The sequence below is a fragment of the Roseateles toxinivorans genome (assembly GCF_004362525.1).
Taxonomy (GTDB): domain Bacteria; phylum Pseudomonadota; class Gammaproteobacteria; order Burkholderiales; family Burkholderiaceae_C; genus Paucibacter; species Paucibacter toxinivorans.
On sequence record NZ_SNXS01000003.1, the window covers coordinates 745,389 to 762,943 of the forward strand.

At 68.0% G+C, this 17,555-nt stretch carries 16 protein-coding genes and 1 tRNA gene; 5 read left to right on the top strand and 12 right to left on the bottom strand.

The genetic code is table 11. The features are described 5' to 3' along the window. Positions 1-259: 259 nt before the first annotated feature. From DES47_RS14755 to ppc, 7 genes are all read right to left on the bottom strand, one after another. On the bottom strand, positions 260-757 hold the full coding sequence (locus tag DES47_RS14755; protein ID WP_133701460.1) for a hypothetical protein: 498 nt from the start codon (positions 755-757) through the stop codon (positions 260-262). Positions 758-848: 91 nt separating this feature from the next. Further along, complete coding sequence (locus tag DES47_RS14760) at positions 849-1,289, bottom strand: hypothetical protein (RefSeq protein WP_133701461.1); 441 nt, start codon at positions 1,287-1,289, stop codon at positions 849-851. Between the two features lie 370 nt (positions 1,290-1,659). Beyond that, complete coding sequence (locus tag DES47_RS14765; RefSeq protein ID WP_133701462.1) at positions 1,660-2,271, bottom strand: sensor histidine kinase; 612 nt, start codon at positions 2,269-2,271, stop codon at positions 1,660-1,662. Then, positions 2,268-3,935, bottom strand: a complete 1,668-nt coding sequence (locus DES47_RS14770) for a tetratricopeptide repeat-containing response regulator (protein WP_133701463.1) — start codon at positions 3,933-3,935, stop codon at positions 2,268-2,270. Before DES47_RS14770 ends, DES47_RS14765 begins: the two co-directional genes overlap by 4 nt. Before the next feature lie 71 nt (positions 3,936-4,006). Next, the gene (locus tag DES47_RS14775; RefSeq protein WP_133701464.1) at positions 4,007-5,017 is read right to left on the bottom strand and encodes a M48 family metallopeptidase; all 1,011 of its coding nucleotides are present in this window, start codon (positions 5,015-5,017) and stop codon (positions 4,007-4,009) included. A gap of 8 nt (positions 5,018-5,025) precedes the next feature. Then, entirely contained in the window at positions 5,026-6,237 is a 1,212-nt protein-coding gene (locus DES47_RS14780) for a YjgN family protein (RefSeq protein WP_133701465.1), read from the bottom strand. Between the two features lie 160 nt (positions 6,238-6,397). Next, positions 6,398-9,241: a phosphoenolpyruvate carboxylase gene (gene ppc, locus DES47_RS14785; RefSeq protein WP_133701466.1), complete on the bottom strand. Its 2,844-nt coding sequence runs from the start codon at positions 9,239-9,241 to the stop codon at positions 6,398-6,400. 154 nt (positions 9,242-9,395) lie between these two features. On the opposite strand from ppc, the gene hemC reads away from it, so the two are divergent. The 5 genes from hemC to DES47_RS14810 all read left to right on the top strand — a co-directional run bounded on the left by hemC (position 9,396) and on the right by DES47_RS14810 (position 13,669). Continuing rightward, entirely contained in the window at positions 9,396-10,322 is a 927-nt protein-coding gene (gene hemC / locus DES47_RS14790; protein ID WP_133701467.1) for a hydroxymethylbilane synthase, read from the top strand. Then, positions 10,319-11,092, top strand: a complete 774-nt coding sequence (locus tag DES47_RS14795; protein ID WP_133701468.1) for a uroporphyrinogen-III synthase — start codon at positions 10,319-10,321, stop codon at positions 11,090-11,092. Before hemC ends, DES47_RS14795 begins: the two co-directional genes overlap by 4 nt. 23 nt (positions 11,093-11,115) lie before the next feature. Next, the gene (locus tag DES47_RS14800) at positions 11,116-12,279 is read left to right on the top strand and encodes a uroporphyrinogen-III C-methyltransferase (protein ID WP_243748307.1); all 1,164 of its coding nucleotides are present in this window, start codon (positions 11,116-11,118) and stop codon (positions 12,277-12,279) included. Between the two features lie 14 nt (positions 12,280-12,293). Then, the gene (locus DES47_RS14805) at positions 12,294-13,538 is read left to right on the top strand and encodes a heme biosynthesis HemY N-terminal domain-containing protein (protein ID WP_133701470.1); all 1,245 of its coding nucleotides are present in this window, start codon (positions 12,294-12,296) and stop codon (positions 13,536-13,538) included. Positions 13,539-13,592: 54 nt separating this feature from the next. Continuing rightward, positions 13,593-13,669, top strand: a tRNA-Arg gene (locus DES47_RS14810). An 88-nt stretch (positions 13,670-13,757) separates the two neighbouring features. Here the strand turns inward: DES47_RS14810 and puhE are convergent. From puhE to puhA, 5 genes are read right to left on the bottom strand one after another with little or no spacing between them, the layout of a single operon-like run. Beyond that, positions 13,758-14,531 carry a putative photosynthetic complex assembly protein PuhE gene (gene puhE / locus DES47_RS14815; RefSeq protein WP_133701471.1) on the bottom strand — a complete coding sequence of 258 codons (774 nt, stop codon included), beginning with the start codon at positions 14,529-14,531 and terminating at the stop codon, positions 13,758-13,760. A 19-nt stretch (positions 14,532-14,550) separates the two neighbouring features. Beyond that, complete coding sequence (gene acsF, locus DES47_RS14820) at positions 14,551-15,627, bottom strand: magnesium-protoporphyrin IX monomethyl ester (oxidative) cyclase (protein ID WP_133701472.1); 1,077 nt, start codon at positions 15,625-15,627, stop codon at positions 14,551-14,553. Next, on the bottom strand, positions 15,611-16,093 hold the full coding sequence (gene puhC, locus DES47_RS14825; protein WP_133701473.1) for a photosynthetic complex assembly protein PuhC: 483 nt from the start codon (positions 16,091-16,093) through the stop codon (positions 15,611-15,613). Before puhC ends, acsF begins: the two co-directional genes overlap by 17 nt. A 12-nt stretch (positions 16,094-16,105) precedes the next feature. After that, positions 16,106-16,798 carry a photosynthetic complex putative assembly protein PuhB gene (gene puhB / locus DES47_RS14830; RefSeq protein WP_133701474.1) on the bottom strand — a complete coding sequence of 231 codons (693 nt, stop codon included), beginning with the start codon at positions 16,796-16,798 and terminating at the stop codon, positions 16,106-16,108. Beyond that, on the bottom strand, positions 16,795-17,550 hold the full coding sequence (puhA, locus tag DES47_RS14835) for a photosynthetic reaction center subunit H (RefSeq protein ID WP_133701475.1): 756 nt from the start codon (positions 17,548-17,550) through the stop codon (positions 16,795-16,797). Before puhA ends, puhB begins: the two co-directional genes overlap by 4 nt. Positions 17,551-17,555 lie beyond the last annotated feature (5 nt).

Consider the following 17,555-nt stretch of genomic DNA (forward strand, 5'->3'; position numbering starts at 1 on the left):
GGGTTTGCTCCAGCCAGAGCGCGAACGCCGGTGAGCTGGGCGGGCCACAACCTCATATTGCGCGTCAATGACCGAGAGGTGGGGCGGTGTGCAGTACGTGTGGGCGTTGAGGAGGGTGGCTGCTTTGCAGCGGCAGCAGACCTTCGAGCCAATCTTCCCAACAGATTGGCATCGGCTATAAAGAGTCCGTCGTCGATGATGGTTCTAAGGAAGCCCATCGGCCGCACACCCGGTCCCAAAGCACGATCTGCTAGCAGCTTCAACTCTCCGCCTGCTGCATGTTCTGCCGCCAGCGAGTGCGGTACGCATCACTCGCCAGCCATCCCATGAAGTAGGCGCTCAATGTGTTCACGAACGCCTCGAGGAGCTCCAGCGGCGTCGTAGGCACACTCTCGCAGTTGGACTTCTCCAAAAATCGCGTGAAGGGCAGGTATTCGAACTCCTCCGGCTTGGTCTCCAGCTTGTGGGCGAGCTTGTTCCGCAACGCGTTGATGTGTCGAATGCCGGCGATGACTTCGTCGCCGTTTGGGAACATCGCATGCGGAAAGAGGTCGGCCTTCTGAGCGAACGTGAGACGAGGCTTTTCCCACATCAAGTCCGGTGCTCGGCTCAAAAGGAACTCGTCGAGATAGTGCTCGATGACGAGGTGGCAAGCTAGGAGGTAGCCGATGAAGTTGAAGTCCACGTCCTTGTGAGGAACGAATCCCAAGAAGTTCTTATCGTTGACGACACCGACTCGTGGCGGCAGCTTTGGCATGACATGGTCCCCCTTGAATGCAATGGTAGTGATTGCAGCAATCAAACGTCCGCTTCCAGCCTGATGCTGAAGTCCGCCAGGGTTCGGCCTCTCATACCTTGGCGAGGAAGGCCGCCGCATCACCCGCTTCACACTTCCAGTCTGCGAAGACCCCGACCAGATTGCATTCCACGCAGTGGCAAGCGATGTAGTACCAGCGCACGTCATGTGTGCCCTCGTAGACGGAAACGCCGGACATCAGCTCAAACACCTCGTTCTCGCACACGCACTCGTGCGCCTCGGGCGCGGCTTCTTCAACGTAGTCCGCGCTGTCGCCCATCAGGTGTTCCTGCCCGCAGTCGGTGCAGGTGCGGATCGCCACTCCGGCTTCTTCATCAGTCTGCAGCGCGAAGGTCCGGCACCCGCAAACGCATTTGGACGCGGCAAACCGGACGGCCTCATGGCGATTCGCAACGCTGTAGCTGCGCAGCTCGGCTTGGGTGTCGCCGGACGTCGTCCCGTACCAGAACTCGCCCTTCTTCGTCAGTGCCATTGATGCTGCTCCATTCTTCAAGGTGGGCTTCCCGGCAGGTCTGATGCCAGGCTCGCCCCGATCATCTGCATTTTGCCTGGAGGCCCGGCGATCGTCGTCAAGGGCCCGGGTCGGGGTGGTCGCCGACAAGGGCTGCGGACATCCTTGAATGCCGACTCTTGGAGATTGCAGCCATCCGGTGGCCTCTCCGGTTCGAACGGCGCCTATCAGCCTTGAAGGGTCGTCCGCCCTGCTGCCGCACCTGGAGGCCACTGGCAATAGTGTTTGGCCTGCCCCACACCCGGCCGTCGCCCCAAATCGCCAAGGCCAACAGCGCACAAGCGCCCCTGGATTGCGCCGGACAGTGAATTTGCGCCCTGTCAGTCCCACCTCAAGGCAGCCAGATCTCAAAGTCCGTCCCCCCCGGCTCCCTTCTGTGCAGCAACACCCGGCCCTCTCGGTCCGGCATGCGGTGGGCGCGGGCGACGGCGGCGCAAAGTTCCAGGCCGAGACCGGTGGAGGACTGGGCCGAGGGGTCGCTGGCGCCCAGGCCGGGTCCGTCGTCGTGGACGGTGAAGACCAGAAAGCCGTCGCGCTGCGCGGCGTCGAGCAGCACCTCGGAGCGGGCGAAGCGCCAGGCGTTGTGCAGGGCGGCTTCCAGGGCCAGGCGGGTCAGGCGCGGGTCGAAGTACCAGAAGGGCGGGGCGCCGGCACAGGGGCCCAGGCGCAGCGGCGCACCGTCGGGCCGCGAGGCCACGCTCAGCAGGCTGGCGAGAAAGTCGCGAGGCGATTCGTCGCTGGCATGGGCGACCAACTGGCCCTCGGGTGAGCCGTACAGCGTCAGGTAGGCGACCAGGCGCTGGCGCAGCTGGGCGCAGTGCTGGTGGGCGCGGTGGGCCTTGAGGCGGTCGGGTTTGGCCTCCAGCAGGCTCAGCTCGGCCTCCAGCACGCCCAGCTGGTTCTTCAGATCGTGCACCAGCAGGGCCAGCAGCTCGTGGTTCATGCGCCGGTTTTCTGACTTGCCACCGCGGTGCCGGCCTTGGCCTGCAGGGCGGCCTGGGTGTCGCGGAAGTAGCGTCGCATCTGGGCCACGCGGTCGTTCATCGGCAGCAGCTTGTCGAGGCGGGCCAGGTAGCCGCGCACCTCGTCCACCTTGATCGGATTGAGCTGCTTGCCCAGGCGCAAGGACATGCAGTTCATCTGCGCCGCCTCGAGCAGCACGGTGGTGTTCTCGGGGTAGGCGCGCAGCTCGGCCTCGATCGCCTCCAGCGCTTCCATCAGCTGACCATTGCGGAACAGCAGCTTGGCCTCGTGCAAACGTGTCTTCAGTCCCTTGGTGGCGGCGCCGACGACCCGCTCGATCTGCCCGCCCTGGCCGGCGTCGAGCAGGGCCTTTGTAACGAGCTGCTGGATGCGGGTGTTTTCGTGATCGGCGCTGACGGCCTGCAGCAGCAGCTTGAGCCCCGCCTCGACCTGGCCGGCCATCAGCGCTGCCTTGGCCACGGCGATGGTGGCGAAGTCCGCCTTGCTGTGGCGGGTGGCGGCCAGCGCCTGGGCCACTTCCTGTTCGGCGCGCTCGGTGTCGCCGGTCAGTGTGTGGGCCTGGGCGCGCAGGGCCAGCATGACGGTGTCGAACTCGGCGCTGCGGTTGGGTTTGCCGGCGGCCGGGGTGTCCAGGGTGGCCAGCGCCTCCTTGGCCTCGCCCAGGTCGAGCTGGGTCTGGGCCAGGGCCAGCTGGTCCTGGGGCTGGGCGGTGATGGAGCCGGCGCTGGACTTCCAGGCCTTGGCGTAGCTGGCCTTGGCCAGCGCCAGGTCACCGTTACGGTAGGCCCCCTCGGCCACCAGGCGCTGGCGGCGCGCCGAGGGCACGACGTTGGCCGAGTCCTTCAGCACCTCCAGCGCCCCGGCCGGGTTGCCCTGGGCTTCCAGCGATTGGGCCAGCACGTCATAGGCGGCCAGTACCTTCTGCCCCTCGCGCGACTCGATGATGTCCAGCGCCAGCTGCTTGGCCTGGTCGAACTGGCCGGCCGCCTTGTGCGCGCGGGCCAGGCCGATCTGGGCCCACATCAGGCCGGCGCGCAGCTCCAGCGCGCTCAGGTAGATGTTGCGGGCTTCGTCAACGCGGCCCAGGTCGAGCTCGATCTGACCCTTGAGCTGCAGTGCGTGCATATACCAGCGATCCTTGCGGGCCAGCACGGCATCGCACGCGGCGGCCGCGGCGGCCAGGTCGTGCTTGCTCAGCTGTTGGTTGATGGCCAGCAGGGCCTGGCGCTTTTCGAGCTGGGCCTTGAGCCGCTCCTCGATGTCACCGGCGGTGATGGGTTTGAGCAGATAGGCGTCGGGCAGGTGTTCGCTTGCAGCGGCAACCGAGTTGTAGTTGCTCTCGGCCGTGACCATGAAGAACAGGCAGTCGGCCGGCAGGAGCTGCTGCTCGCGCAGGAACTCGAACAGCTGCTGGCCGTCGGTCTTGTGGTTCAGGTTGTAGTCGCACAGTATCAGGCTGTAGTGCTTGGAGCGGATATGGCGCAGCGCATCATCGGCCGAGCCGGCGGCGTCGATCTTAGCGATGCCCAGCATGCCGAGCTGGCCTCGCAGCGTGGTCTGCTGGGTGGCCATGTCGTCAACGACCAGGGCCTCGATCTTGGAATACGGAGTTTCTATGCGCATGCCCACTCCATGGCAGGGTGCTGCCGGGCCCAGCTTACAGGCATGGGCGCGCCTGGGCAACTGCCGTAGAGCTACTGGCTGAAGAAGGCGATGCGCTCCGGCGTGGCCGGATGGCTGGACAGCAGGGCGGGCACGCCGGTCTGACGCGCTTCGATCGCGGCGATGCGCTCGAAGAACTGCAGCATCACGCGCGGCGACAGGCCGGCGCGGCGCAGCATCCGGTGGGCCTGGGCATCGGCCTCGCGCTCGAAGTCGCGTGAGTAGGCCTGCTGGGCGAGCAGGGCGGGCAGGCCGGCCAGCAGGGCCGAGAAGTCACCCACCACCAGGCCGGCCAGCGCGCCGACCAGGCCGGCCTGCAAGGCCATGCGCAGGCCGTGCTGGTGCTGCACATGGCCCAGTTCGTGGGCCAGCACGCCCTGCAGCGCATCGGGGCTGTCGTGCAGCAGTTCGACCAGGGCGTCCGTCAGCACGATCTCGCCTCCCGGAAGGGCGAAGGCATTGGGCCCCAGCAGCTTGTCGCCGGCGCGGAAGTGCAATTGATAGCGAAGGGGTGCGTCGGCCGGGCTGGCCGCGACAAGCCGCTCGAAGCGCCGGGCGATGTGTTCGCGTCGGGCCGTATCGACGGTGCTGGGCTTGAGCCAGTGCTGGTCCAGATAGTCCAGCGACTGGCTGCCGATCTGCTGCGCGGCCGAGGCGGGCAACGCACGGACAATCAGGTCGGCGGCCAGCGGTGCGCCCCAGCGCCAGCAGGCGAACAGGAAGGCCAGCAGCAGCGCCATGGCCAGCAGGACGCGGCGCCAGCTCTGCATCCAGCGCACGGTCACCGTGTCGCGCAGGCCCGAGCCCTGGGCCCAGCTGTCCCAGGCGGCGGCGTCGGCGCAGCTGAGCAGGCCCCCGTCGGGCAGCTGGGCCTGGCGCTGGCCATGGCGTTGGCGCTCGGGCCAGCGCACATCGCGGGCCGCGTACTGCGCCTCGGCACCGGCGCTAAGGTGCAGATGACCATCGCTGAGCCAGATCTCGGCCGCCTGTGGCCGGGCGCTGCGGCCGTCGAAATAGTCGAGCTGCAGTCGGGGCGCGTCCATGGCCTCGCTCACAGGCCCATGTCGATGCCGAAGAAGTCGCCGGCCGCTTCACCGGCGGCGTCCTGCTGCGCAGCGCCGGCCTGGGTCACCCATTCGTCCATATCGGCATCGACGGTGACCTTCATTGCCGAGAGCCGCAGCTGCGTCGTGTTGATGGCGGCAAAGGGGCGGTAAAGGCCCAGCGTGATGGCGGTCAGCACCCAGTTCTTCAGGTTCAGCCAGCCCAGGGACCGGGCGCTGAGCTGGCTGTCGAACTGCAGCGCGGCGCTGCCGGTCTTGCACCAGACCAGGTTCTGCATGCGGGCGCTGAAATAGGACATCATGATGACAAGGAGCAGCAGATAGGCCAGCAGGCCCAGGCCGGCCAGCAGCATGATGGCGGCGGTCTGGCCCAGGGCGCCGGACTTGATCAGTGGGATCAGCACGGCGGCCCCGACGCCGGCCAGCGCCACCGGCACCAGGGTCACCAGCAGGCCTTTCATTGCCAGACTGTAGAAGCTGCCGATCGAGGCGCTCAGGGTGGCTTGTTGATCGGCATAGACATAGCCGCCGTGCTGGTAGCGCTTGATCAAGGCCAGCCCCCAGGGCAACAGCCCGAACAGCAGCAGCAGCGGGCCGAAGGTGATGAGGGCGTAGAAGGCGGGGTCCTCCGGCTGTGCACCGGGCGCAGGCGCCCACAGGAACTGGCAGACCACCATCAACATGGCCGGCAGATAAGTCGGCAGCATGCAGCGATAGGCCCCGGCCAGATCACCGCGAAAGCTGAAGGGAAGGCCGCGCCAGCTGGTGTTGGACAGGCGGAACTGCAGGCCCGCCCGCCACAGCGCCGGCCAGACCGCGCACAGCAGACCGAAGGCGATCAGCCCGGCCACCGGCGAGAAGCGGCCGGCGACGCCGTAGGCCAGCATCAGCAGGGCCAGCAGCAGAAAGCCGCGGAACATGCGCCAGGGGTTGCCGTGAAAGGCCAGCGCCTGGCCGTCGATCAATGTGTTGGCGTAGAAGTAGCTCAGGCGCCGGGCCTTGGCAAAGGGCAGGTAGAGGCCCAGCGTGACCACGGTGAGCAGCAGGTTGACGATCCAGATGCGGAAGTACTCGCTGCCGGAGCCGCTGAACTCGATGTCCAGCCGGCGCTTGAAGCGGGTGGTGGCAAGGTCGGGCAGGACGCTGTGCGCGAACGCGGGCGCCCGGACCGGGCTGATGCCGGCCGTGAGGGTGGTCATGAACTTCTCCCTGAAGTATCGGTTTTATCGTTGTGATCGGCGCCAGGATCTGGGTCCCGGGCCACCGATTCGGACAGCAGTGTCACCGATGCAGGCAGGGGTGACAAGGTCCCACGAATGGGGGAGATCCCCCGAAAAGAACCGTACTTCGGGCGCAGCGTTAACCGGTATTGCGCAGCCCCGCCGCCACTCCGTTGATCGAGATATGGATGCCGCGCTGTACGCGCTCGAGGTCGGTGTCGGCCGGGCCGCGGTTGCGGTAGCGGCGCAGCAGCTCGACCTGCAGGTGGTTCAGCGGGTCCAGATAGGGGAAGCGGTGGGCGATCGAGCGGGCCAGGGCCGGGTTCGAGGCCAGGCGGTCGCTCTCGCCGGTGATCAGGGTCAGGGCTTGCTGGGTGCGCTGCCATTCGGCCTGGATGGCGGCGAAGATCTTCCTGCCCTGCTTCTTGTCTTCTACCAGCTCGACATAGCGCGCGGCAATCGCCAGATCACTCTTGGCCAGCACCATGTCCAGATTGGACAGCAGGGTGCGGAAGAAGGGCCACTGCTTGTACATGCGCTTGAGCAGGGCCAGGCGGGTCTTGTGCTCGGCGCCGTCTTCCTTGCCCAGATAGCTGAGCACGGCCGAGCCGAAGCCGCACCAGCCGGGCAGGGCGACGCGGCACTGGCCCCAGCTGAAGCCCCAGGGGATGGCGCGCAGATCCTCGATCGCGCGGGTGGCCTTGCGCGAGGCCGGGCGCGAGCCAATGTTCAACTCGGCGATCTCGCGTATCGGCGTGGCGGCGAAGAAGTATTCGGCAAAGCCGGGGGTCTCGTAGACCAGCTTGCGGTAGGCGCCGAAGCTGGCGTCGGACAGTGCCTGCGCCGCGCCCAGAAAGCTTGCCGGTGCGCTCTTGGTCGGGTGCAGCAGTGTCGCTTCCAAAGTGGCCGCCACCAGGGTTTCGAGGTTGCGCCGGCCGATTTCGGGGTTCGAGTACTTGGAAGCGATCACCTCGCCCTGCTCGGTCAGGCGGATCTGGCCGTTGACGGTGCCCGGGGGCTGGGCCAGGATGGCCTGGTAGCTGGGGCCGCCGCCGCGGCCGACCGTGCCGCCGCGACCATGGAACAGGCGCAGGGTGACGCCGTGCTCGGCGCGCAGCTGGCTGAACAGCTCGACCAGCTCGGTCTCGGCGCGGTAGAGCTCCCAGTTGCTGGTGAAAACGCCGCCGTCCTTGTTGCTGTCGCTGTAGCCCAGCATGATGTCCTGCTCGGCGCCGGAGCGTTTCAGCATCCCGGTGATGCCGGGCAGGGCGTAGAAGGCCCGCATGATGGGCGCGGCCAGGCGCAGGTCGGCAATCGTCTCGAACAGCGGCACGACGATCAGATCGGCGGTGGCCTCGGCGTCCAGCGTGCCGCGCAGCAGGCCCACTTCCTTGAACAGCAGCAGCACCTCCAGCAGGTCACTGACGTCCTCGGTGTGCGAGATGATGTAGTGGCGCAGTGCATCGAAGCCATAGCGCTGGCGCATCTCCACCGCCGTCTCGAAAATCGCCAGCTCGCCCTGGGCCAGGGCGCTGTAAGCCACGCCATGCACACGCAGCGGGCGGGCGTCGTTCAGCTGCTGCAGCAGTAGCGCGCGACGCGCGGTTTCGTCCAGCGCGCTGTAGTCGGCCTCGACCCGCGCGGTGCGCAGCAGCTCGGCGACCACGGCCTCGTGCTGGTCCGAGCTCTGGCGCAGATCGAGCGTGGCCAGATGGAAGCCGAACACCTGCACGGCGCGCATCAGCGGCTTCAGACGTGGCCCTATCAGCGCCTGCGCATGGTGGCTGCGCAGCGAGGCTTCGATGGTGCGCAGATCGGCCAGGAACTGCTGGGCGTTCTCGTACGGGTCCTGCGGCGCCACCGCATGGCGCAGCGCCTCGGTGCCGGTCAGCGCGTGCAGTGACGCGGCCAACTTGGCATACATGCCGATCAGCGCACGGCGGTAGGGCTCGTCGATGCGGTGCTCGTTGTGGTCCGGCGAGCGCTCGGCGAGCAGCTGCATCTCGGGCGTGACCGGGGCCAGCATGGCCGAGATCGACAGCTCGGCGCCCAGCTCGTGCACCTCGGTCAGGTAGTGGCGCAGCACGGTCTCGCTCTGGCGGGAGAGTGCCATGCGCATCGTGTCGGCGCTGACATTGGGGTTGCCGTCGCGGTCGCCGCCGATCCAGTGGCCCATGCGGAAGAAGCTGGCCACCGACTGGCCGGGCAGGGCCTGCTCCAGCTCCTCGTAGAGCTTGGGGATCTCGCGCAGAAAGGTGCTGGGGTAGTAGGACAGCGCGTTGTCGATCTCGTCGGCCACGCGCAGCTTGGCATTGCGCAGCATCCGTGTCTGCCACAGCTGGGTGACGCGGGCACGCACCAGCGCCTCGTTCAGCGCCAGCTCGCGGGCGGTCTGCAGGCTGTCGCGCTGCTCCACCAGCGTGGCGATGGCGCGCTCGGCGTCGAGGATGCTCTTGCGCTGCACCTCGGTCGGGTGGGCGGTCAGCACCGGCGCGATATAGGCATGCTGCAGGGTGTGGGCGATGTCATGGGCGCGATGGCCCGCGGCCTCCAGGCGCTCGAAGCACATCGCCAGCGAGCCCTCCTGGCGGTTGCCCTGGCGCTCGTGGTGCTCGCGGCGGCGCACATGGTGGCGGTCCTCGGCCAGATTGGCCAGGTGCGAGAAATAGCTGAAGGCGCGAATCACGCTCACCGCCTGGTCGCCCGACAGATTCTTCAACAGCCGGTCCAAGGCCTTGCCGGCCGAGGCGTCCTGCTTCAGCCGGTAGGCCACCGACAGCTGGCGGATCTGCTCGACCAGCTCATAGGCCTCGCGGCCCTCCTGCTCGCGTATCACCTCGCCGAGGATGCGGCCCAGCAGCCGGATGTCGTCGACCAGTGGTTTGTTCTTCTCGGCCGCATCGGCCTGGGCACTGCGACTGCGGGTCGTGCTCGATTTGGCGGCGGGCGTGGAACGGGCGGGAGCGGCGGTCTTGCGTGGCATGCGGGCCTCTTGAAGGTGGCGGAGGGCGAGAAAGCGAAGGCAGGATCTGCTGGTAATGTAACTTTGTTACCGACATTCAACTGTATCAGTAACAGAGCCTGCAGCATTCTGGATTGCAGCAAGCCAGTCTTCGGCGGGCTGCTAGCATTCGTCCATGCAAGAAAAAACTCTGATCGCCACACGCGAAAGCCGGCTGGCACTTTGGCAGGCCGAGCATGTGCGCAGCCTGCTGCAGGCGATGGGCCTGGACGTCGATTTGCTGGGCATGACCACCCGGGGCGACCAGATCCTGGACCGCACCCTGTCCAAGGTCGGCGGCAAGGGCCTGTTCGTCAAGGAGCTGGAGACGGCGCTCGAAGAAGGCCGTGCTCATCTCGCCGTGCACTCGCTGAAGGACGTGCCGATGGATCTGCCACCCGGCTTCGATCTGGTGGCCATCCTGGAGCGCGAGGACCCGCGCGATGCCTTTGTCTCGAACCGCTACGCCTCGCTGGACGAGCTGCCGCAGGGCGCCCTGGTCGGCACCTCCAGCCTGCGCCGTGTGGTGCAGCTGAAGGCCCTGAGGCCGGACCTGCGGATTGAGCCGCTGCGGGGCAATCTGGACACCCGCCTGCGCAAGCTCGACGAGGGCGGCTACGACGCCATCGTGCTGGCCGCCGCCGGCCTGATGCGCCTGGGCCTGGCCGGGCGCATCCGCGCCCGCTTCGATGTGCAGCAGATGATTCCCTGCGCCGGCCAGGGCGCCCTGGGCATCGAGATCCGCAGCGATGCGGCTGATCTGCGCGCCAAGCTGGCGACGCTAATCGACAAGCCCACCTGGCTGGCCACGCAGGCCGAGCGCGCCGTGTCAAGAGCGCTGGGTGGCAGCTGCAGCGTGCCGCTGGCGGCCCATGCCGTTTGGCAGGGGCAGACGCTGATGCTGAGCACCGCGCTGGGTCATCCTGAGCAGACGGACAAGCCCTTGCTGCGCGCCAATGTCGCCGCCGTGATTGCCGACGAGCAGGCCGCCCGTGCCATGGGCACGCAGGCCGCCGACCAGCTGCGCGCCGCCGGTGCCGCCGACTATCTGAGTGCCGCTTGAACCCTGGCCTGGCGCGACTGCTGGTGACGCGGCCGGCCGCGCAGGCCGATGAGTGGGTGGCGGGTTTGAAGGCTGAAGGGCTGGATGCCGTGGCCCTGCCGCTGATTGCCATCAGCGCCGGCAGCAAGCAGGCCGCGCTGGACCAGGCCTGGCGAGACCTGGCCCTGAGCCGGATGCTGGTCTTCGTCAGCCCGAATGCGGTGCAGCAGTTCTTTGCCCATCGCCCCGAGGGCCAGGTCTGGCCGGCGCAGACCCTGGCCGCCACCGTTGGCCCTGGCAGCGCCCGTGCGCTACGCGAGGCCGGGGTTCCGGCCGAGCTGGTGCGCGAGCCCGCCGCCGATGCGCCCAGTTTCGACTCCGAGGCCCTGTGGCAGGTACTGTCGCCGCTGGACTGGCAGGGCGCGCGCGTGCTGCTGGTGCGTGGCGATGGTGGCCGCGAGTGGCTGGGCGAGCGCCTGCGAGAGCGCGGCGCCGTGGTCGAGGCGGTGCAGAGCTACAGCCGCGTGCTGCCGGTGCTGGACGCCGGGCAGCAGCGACTGCTCGATGAGGCGCTGGCGGCACCGCTGGCTCATGTCTGGTTGCTCAGCAGCGCCGAGGCGATAGGCAATCTTGCGGCCCTGGCGCCGCCCGGTGCCGATTGGTCGCAGGCGCGGGCGGTGGCCACGCACGAACGCATTGCCGAGGCCGCCGGGGCCCAGGGTTTTGGCCGTGTTGTGCTGGCGCTACCCAAGCTGCATGAGGTGGCGGCGGCGGCTCGGGCCCTCGGCTAACGCTCTATACAATCGGCCGAACCGTGAGCGATACCTCTTCCAACCCCTCCAGCACGCCCTCTGCCGACCCTGCGGCCGGCGCTACATCCGGACCTCAGACCGAGGCTGCAGCCAGTGGCGTTGCTGCGCCCGCTGTCAAGTCCTCGCGCCACGGCGGGGTGCCGCCAGCGGCCATCGGCCTGCTGGTCTTGCTGACCCTGCTGGCACTGGGCCTGTCATGGCAGGCGCATGAGCGCGTGCAGCAACTCGAGCAGGAGCTGGTGCGCCGTCAGCAAAGCACCCAGGCTGAGTCCAGCGAGGCCCGGGCCCTGGCGCGCCAGGCCCAGGATGTGTCGCGCGACAGTGCCGCCAAGCTGGCCCTGGTCGAGGCGCGGCTGTCCGAGGTGGCACTGCAGCGCAGCCAGCTGGAGGAGTTGATCCAGTCGCTGTCCCGCTCGCGTGACGAGAACGTGCTGGTGGATATCGAGGCCTCGATTCGCGTGGCGCTGCAGCAGTCGGCGATCACCGGCAGCGCCGAGCCCCTGGTCGCCACCCTGCGCCAGGCCGATGAGCGCCTGGCCCGCTACAAGCAGCCGCGCCTGGAAGGTGTGCGTCGTGCCGTGGCGCGTGATCTGGATCGCGTCAAGGCGATCAATGTGGTCGATGTGTCTTCGCTGACGATCAAGCTTGACGAGGCGGTGCGCCTGATTGACGAGTTGCCGCTGCTGTCGGTGGCGCAGCGTGGCAAGGCCGAGACCGACGAGGCCATCGCCAGTGACCGCGCGCCGGCCAAGAAGCGCCCGGTGCCCGCCGCGGCCGAAACCGGCTGGTGGCCCGAGCTGCAGGCGCAGTGGACGGGGCTGGCCGGCAAGGTCTGGGGCGAGGCCCGCACCTTGCTGCGCGTGACCCGCATCGACAACCCCGAGGCCATGCTGCTGGCGCCGGAGCAGGCCTTTTTCCTGCGCGAGAACCTGAAGCTGCGCCTGCTCAATGCCCGCCTGGCCCTGCTGAGCCGCCAGTTTGATACCGCCCAGGCCGATCTGCGCGATGCGCAAAGCGGACTTGAGCGCTATTTCGAGCGCAACTCGCGCAAGGTGCTGGCCGCCAATGAGCTGCTGCGCCAGGTGGCAGGCCAGGCCCGCCAGGTCAATGTGACCCGCCCCGACGACACCCTGGCCGCCCTGTCGGCTGCGGCCGCGGGCCGCTGAGCGGAGCCCACAGCATGCGCGCGGTGATCTGGTTGGTGCTGTTGTTCGCTGTGGCCGTGGTGGCCGCGCTGACCCTGGGCAGCAATGACGGTCTGGTGACCATCTACTGGAGCGGCTGGCGGCTCGACGTGTCGCTGAACCTGTTCCTGCTGGTGCTGATCGGCAGCTGCTTTGCCCTGGTCACCGTGATACAGGCGATGGACCGGCTGACCGGCCTGCCGCGGCGGGCGCGCGAGTGGCGCCTGGGCCAGCGTGAGCGCAGCGCCCAGGCGGCCTTGCGCGATTCGCTGTCGGAGTTTTTCGGTGCGCGCTACAGCCGTGCGCAGAAATCGGCCCTGCGCGCCCTGGCCATCCAGGCGCAGACGCCCGAGCTGGCCCCCGATCCGGCCTTCATGGCCCTGGGCCATGTGCTGGCCGCCGGCAGCGCCCACCGCCTGCAGGACCGCAAGGGCCGCGATGAACAGCTGCAGATGGCACTGGATCTGGGCCAGCGTTATCCGGCCGCGCGCTCGGCGGAAGAGGGTGCCCGCCTGCTGGCCTCGGAATGGGCGCTGGAGGACCGCGACGCCACCCGCGCGCTGGCCCTGCTGGCCGATCTGCCGCCGGGCGTGGCCCGCCGCACCCAGGCCCTGCGCCTGAAGCTGCAGGCCACCCGCCTGTCCAGCCAGCCGCTGGAGGCGCTGCGCACGGCGCGGCTGCTTGCCAAGCACCAGGGCTTCTCGCGGGTGGCGGCGCAGGGCCTGCTGCGCTCGCTGGCCTTCGAGGCGCTGGAGACGGCGCGCGACGTGGACCAGCTGCGGGTGATCTGGCAGCAGCTCGACTCGGCCGACCGACGTGATGTGTTCGTGGCAGCCCGTGCCGCCCAGTGCGCGGCGCGTCTGGGCGCGCCCGAGGACGGTCGCGGCTGGCTGCGCCCGTTCTGGGAGAAGGTCGGCGAGCTGGGTGCCGACGAGCGCTCTTCGCTGAGCGAGGCGTTCGCCCATGCGGTGCCCGGCATGGGGCCGGAGTGGCTGCCGCGCCTGGAGGCGGCAGCCCATGCCTTCCCGCGGGACGCCTCGATCGCCTTTGCCCTGGGCCATGCCCTGGCCGAACGCCAGCTCTGGGGCAAGGCCCGGCTGATGCTGGAGCAGGCCGGCGAGGACCGCGATCTGCCCGCCAGCGTTCGCCGCCGCAGCTGGCTGACCCTGGCCCGCATGGCCGAGCGTGATGACGATGTGGAACGCCGCGCCCGCTGTTACGAGGCCGCCGCCAACGCCTGAATTTCGCGAAATTCTCGTGATTCACCAAAAAGTCATGCTATAGTCGCAGGCTTCGCGGCTGTAGCTCAGCTGGATAGAGTACTTGGCTACGAACCAAGGGGTCGTGGGTTCGATTCCTGCCAGCCGCACCAAAAAGTGAATGGGTCAGAAGTGAAAGCTTCTGACCCATTTTGCGTTTGCGGAGGACTTTCGGGCTCAGTGTTCGCTTCGACCCCAGCCTCAGGGCTTGGAGTGCCGCGACGATGCGCGCAGGCTCCAGTTCCACAGCCGCTCCGACGGCAGCGGCAGCACCATGAACCAGTGCTCCAGCACGGCCAGGCTGAGCATCGCAGCCACCAGGCTGGCGGCGGTGGCCTCGAAGGCGGTGGCATCGATGTTCAGCGCGGCCTGCCACACGCTGGCCGCCAACAGGGTGGAGCCGATCACCGCCACCGGGAACAGCGCATTGCTGGGCCGTTGGCGGAAGTAGCTGTGCATATAACGCAGGTGCTCGGGCAGAAATTGTTCGTTGAGATTGCGCACGCCCAGAAACACATTCAGCTTGGCCGACAGGCGCATCAGCCACAGTGCGGCAAATGTCCATAGCGCCACCTGGTTCGGCTGCTGCCAGGTCAGCGCCAGCAGGGCGGCGGCCAGCACCAGCAGGGCCAGCTCGTGGTACAGGATGGCCATCACCGCATGGCCGGCGCGGGCCCAGCCGCGCGCGCCGGGCGGGCAGGCGCTGCGCCTGGGGCCGGTCACATAGCCGAGCAGAAAGCCCAGCTCCTGCCAGGCCCAGACCATCAGCGCGGCGGTGAAGGCGAAATAGGCGCCGCTGACCCGGGTGTCGTCCGCGCTGGCGGCCACGCCGCACAGAGCTACCCCAAGCAGCACCGTGGCGGCCAGCATCTGCCATTTGTGGGTGGCGCGCGGCATGCCGTTGAGGTACATGATCACGCCGGTGCTGAACCACCACAGCAACACCGTGTAGAGAAGGGGCCAGCCGTGGCGCATCGCGTGCTCCGTAGCCTGGCTACCAGCTCGGCGCCACGCGCATCTGCGCCGGCAGCGCGTGCTGGCGCACCGGCAGCAGATAGAGGCGGCCGAAGGTCAGGGCCGCGCCGACCGCGCAGCGCGCCTGCTGCAGCCGACCGATCAGCCCGCCGCGTGCCTTGGCGGCGTTCGCGGCGGCCTGCCAGTGGCACAGCCGCTCCATGCCGGCGCGGAACACCGGATGGTCGGTGTCCAGGCTGATCGGGAAGACCTGGCGCGAGATCTCGGTGGTGATGTCGAAGACCTTGTAGTCGTAGTCGGTCGGATCCATGCCCAGCGCCTCGGACAGCCAGGGCCGCGTGTGGTCGCGCACATACATGGTGGCGTACACGGCGAGCAGGAAGAAGCGTATCCACAGCACATTGGCCCCGCGCAGCAGCTCGGGCTGGGCGCGCATGATCAGCGCGAACGATTCACCGTGGCGGAATTCGTCATTGCACCAGCGCTCGAACCAGCGAAAGATCGGATGGAAGCGCAGCTCCGGGTGGCGCTCCAGCTGGCGGTAGATGGTGATGTAGCGGGCATAGCCGATCTTTTCGGACAGATAGGTCGCGTAGAAGATGTACTTGGGCTTGAAGTAGGTATACGCCTTGGTGCGCTTCAGATTGACCAGGTCCACGCCCAGGCCGAAGTCCTTCAGCGACTGGTTGATGAAGCCGGCGTGGCGCGATTCGTCGCGCGTCATATAGCGCATCAGCCGCTTGATGTCGGGGTTGCTGACGTTCTTCTGGATCTCGTTGTAGAGCACGCAGCCGGAGTATTCGCTGGTCAGCGAGCTGACCAGGAACTCCTGGAAGTCGCGCCGCAGCTGCGGCGACCACTGGGCGGCCAGTGCCGTCGCCTCGGCCGTGAACTCCGCCGTGCGCTGGAAGTGGTCGTGGTTGTTGTCGCCCTCGTACTCGGCCAGCATGGCGTCCCATTCGGCGCGTATCGAGCTGACATCCAGCTTGTCCATGGCCGCGTAGTCGGTGGTGTAAAAGCGCGGCGTCAGCACCGTCTCGGCCTTGGCCAGGCGGGCAGCGTCTTCAGGGCTTTGCAACTCAGCGGGGCTGTTCATGGCTGACTCCTGCCTGGTTTTGCGTATGGGGCTGCATCAACTTGGCGAACACCGCCGAGTTGCTGGGGCCGAATGATTCGAGATCGATGCGGCGGCCGGTGCCGGGGTCCTGCAGGGTCAGCCGGCCATCGGCCCGGCCGAGCAGCTGGAACGGGGTCTCGGGCCCCAGGCCCTGGCGCTTGCGCTCGCGCACCAGGCCGCGCATGGTGCTGCGCAGAAAGCCGTTGGTGCCAGGGGCCACGGTGTCCAGCACGGCGCCGCTGGCGGCATCGAGCACGGCGATGCTGCCATCGTCATGGTCCTGAAAGCGCAGGGACAGGGTGCTGACCGTCGCGGCATCGGCCTGCTGGACGGCACTGAGGCCGCCCAGACGCACGGCGCTGACGCTGACCAGGCTGACCAGCACCAGCGCGGCCATGGCGGCCAGCGGCAGCTTGGGCAGGTTGGAATTCAGGCTGGGGTTCATGGCAACTCCTGATCAGGCCGGGCTCAGCGAGTGCTGAGGTGTGGCTTCTTGCTCGGGAACAGCGCGCAGCGGCAAAGCGACCGTACGCTCGGCGCGGGTGGCTTGGTCGCGTTGCAGCGCCTGGGCCAGGGTCTGGGCGACGGCCTGGGCATCGGGCAGCGCGCGCAGCATCGGCTGGGTGCGCTTGAGCTGCCAGGGCCGCACATGGGGCCACAGATGCAGGTAGGCGATGCGGTCGCTGCCCGTCAGGCTCAGCACGATGCCGCCGCCGCCGTTGCCGCGTCGGCGCAGGGCCACCGCGCCGATCTGCGCGAACGGCAGGTTGAAGGTGATGCTCAGGACCACGCCCAGGCGCATCACGATGCGGCGGTTGGTGATGGTGTAGACGCTGGTGCGGGCGATCAGCCAGGCGATCGTGCCCAGCAGCGCCAGCGCCAATGCGATCAGCGGCAGCATGCCGGCCATCGCCGTCAGCGTCTGCCAGGCGCTTGCGCCGTCGTACCAGCTGCTGACGCCGCGCCAGCCCAGCAGCAGGCCGAAGTAGACCAGCAGCCCGTCCAGATGCAGGGCCTGCCGGGCCATCTGCAGCGGCTCCGGACTGCCCTGCCAGAGCAGGGTCTCGCCGGCCGGCAGGGTCTCGGGCAGGCCGTGGACGGCCTCGAACTCGTGCTCGTGTTCGGGTGTCAGCAGATTGACGGCCTTCACAGCAGCGGCTCCTGGCGCGACGGCGTGGCGTACAGGGTGCCGGCGCCGTAGTAGGCCATGATCTTTTCCTCTTCCAGCAGGGTCACCTGCTCGGCGTGCCTGGTGGACGGCACGTTGGCGAACTGCGCACCGAGGATGGAATTGACGCCGATGCGGCGCTGCTGCACGCGGGCGAAGTTCATCGGCAGCAGCACGCGGCGGCCGCCGGTGGTTTCAAGCTCCAGGTAGCGGAACAGCATCTCCGAACGGTCGACCCACAGATCGACAATCCGACCGCCGGTCTCGCCATCGGCACCTATCACCGGCAGGCCGCGCGGATCGATGTCCTGTTTGGCGACACCGAAGCCGCCGGCCACCCGCAGCGGCACGATCTTGGGCAGGCCCTCGAAGGTCAGGTCGGCCACGTCCGCACGGTCGTTCCAGGAGCCCGGCCCCACGCCGGCCAGCAGCAAGTTGCCGCTGGGCTGCAGCGGCGCGCCGCGCCACACGCCCTCGTGCAGCGGCGGCTGGTTGGCGGCCTTGTTGTTGGGCGCCTGCACGGTGTCGCCGTTGGCCAGCTTGTAGGTCTTGGGTGTCGGCACGGCGGGCCAGCCCTGCACCGTGATGTGCTCCGAGCGGTCGGACTCCAGCGGATAGCCCTCGCGCTTGTTCTCTCGGTGCAGGTAGTAGATCAGCCCCGCGAAGAAGATCCAGAAGGCGTAGAGCGCGAGTTGCGCCACGTCGATATAGCCTGTGATGGCACCGGTTTGCATGTGTA

Coding starts and splice junctions, on each gene's coding strand:
- DES47_RS14775 (WP_133701464.1), bottom strand. CDS start 5,017: ATGGACGCGCCCCGACTGCAGCTCGACTATTTCGACGGCCGCAGCGCC.
- DES47_RS14765 (WP_133701462.1), bottom strand. CDS start 2,271: ATGAACCACGAGCTGCTGGCCCTGCTGGTGCACGATCTGAAGAACCAG.
- hemC (WP_133701467.1), top strand. CDS start 9,396: ATGCAAGAAAAAACTCTGATCGCCACACGCGAAAGCCGGCTGGCACTT.
- DES47_RS14760 (WP_133701461.1), bottom strand. CDS start 1,289: ATGGCACTGACGAAGAAGGGCGAGTTCTGGTACGGGACGACGTCCGGC.
- DES47_RS14780 (WP_133701465.1), bottom strand. CDS start 6,237: ATGACCACCCTCACGGCCGGCATCAGCCCGGTCCGGGCGCCCGCGTTC.
- puhA (WP_133701475.1), bottom strand. CDS start 17,550: ATGCAAACCGGTGCCATCACAGGCTATATCGACGTGGCGCAACTCGCG.
- DES47_RS14805 (WP_133701470.1), top strand. CDS start 12,294: ATGCGCGCGGTGATCTGGTTGGTGCTGTTGTTCGCTGTGGCCGTGGTG.
- DES47_RS14755 (WP_133701460.1), bottom strand. CDS start 757: ATGCCAAAGCTGCCGCCACGAGTCGGTGTCGTCAACGATAAGAACTTC.
- ppc (WP_133701466.1), bottom strand. CDS start 9,241: ATGCCACGCAAGACCGCCGCTCCCGCCCGTTCCACGCCCGCCGCCAAA.
- puhE (WP_133701471.1), bottom strand. CDS start 14,531: ATGCGCCACGGCTGGCCCCTTCTCTACACGGTGTTGCTGTGGTGGTTC.
- puhC (WP_133701473.1), bottom strand. CDS start 16,093: ATGAACCCCAGCCTGAATTCCAACCTGCCCAAGCTGCCGCTGGCCGCC.
- acsF (WP_133701472.1), bottom strand. CDS start 15,627: ATGAACAGCCCCGCTGAGTTGCAAAGCCCTGAAGACGCTGCCCGCCTG.
- DES47_RS14770 (WP_133701463.1), bottom strand. CDS start 3,935: ATGCGCATAGAAACTCCGTATTCCAAGATCGAGGCCCTGGTCGTTGAC.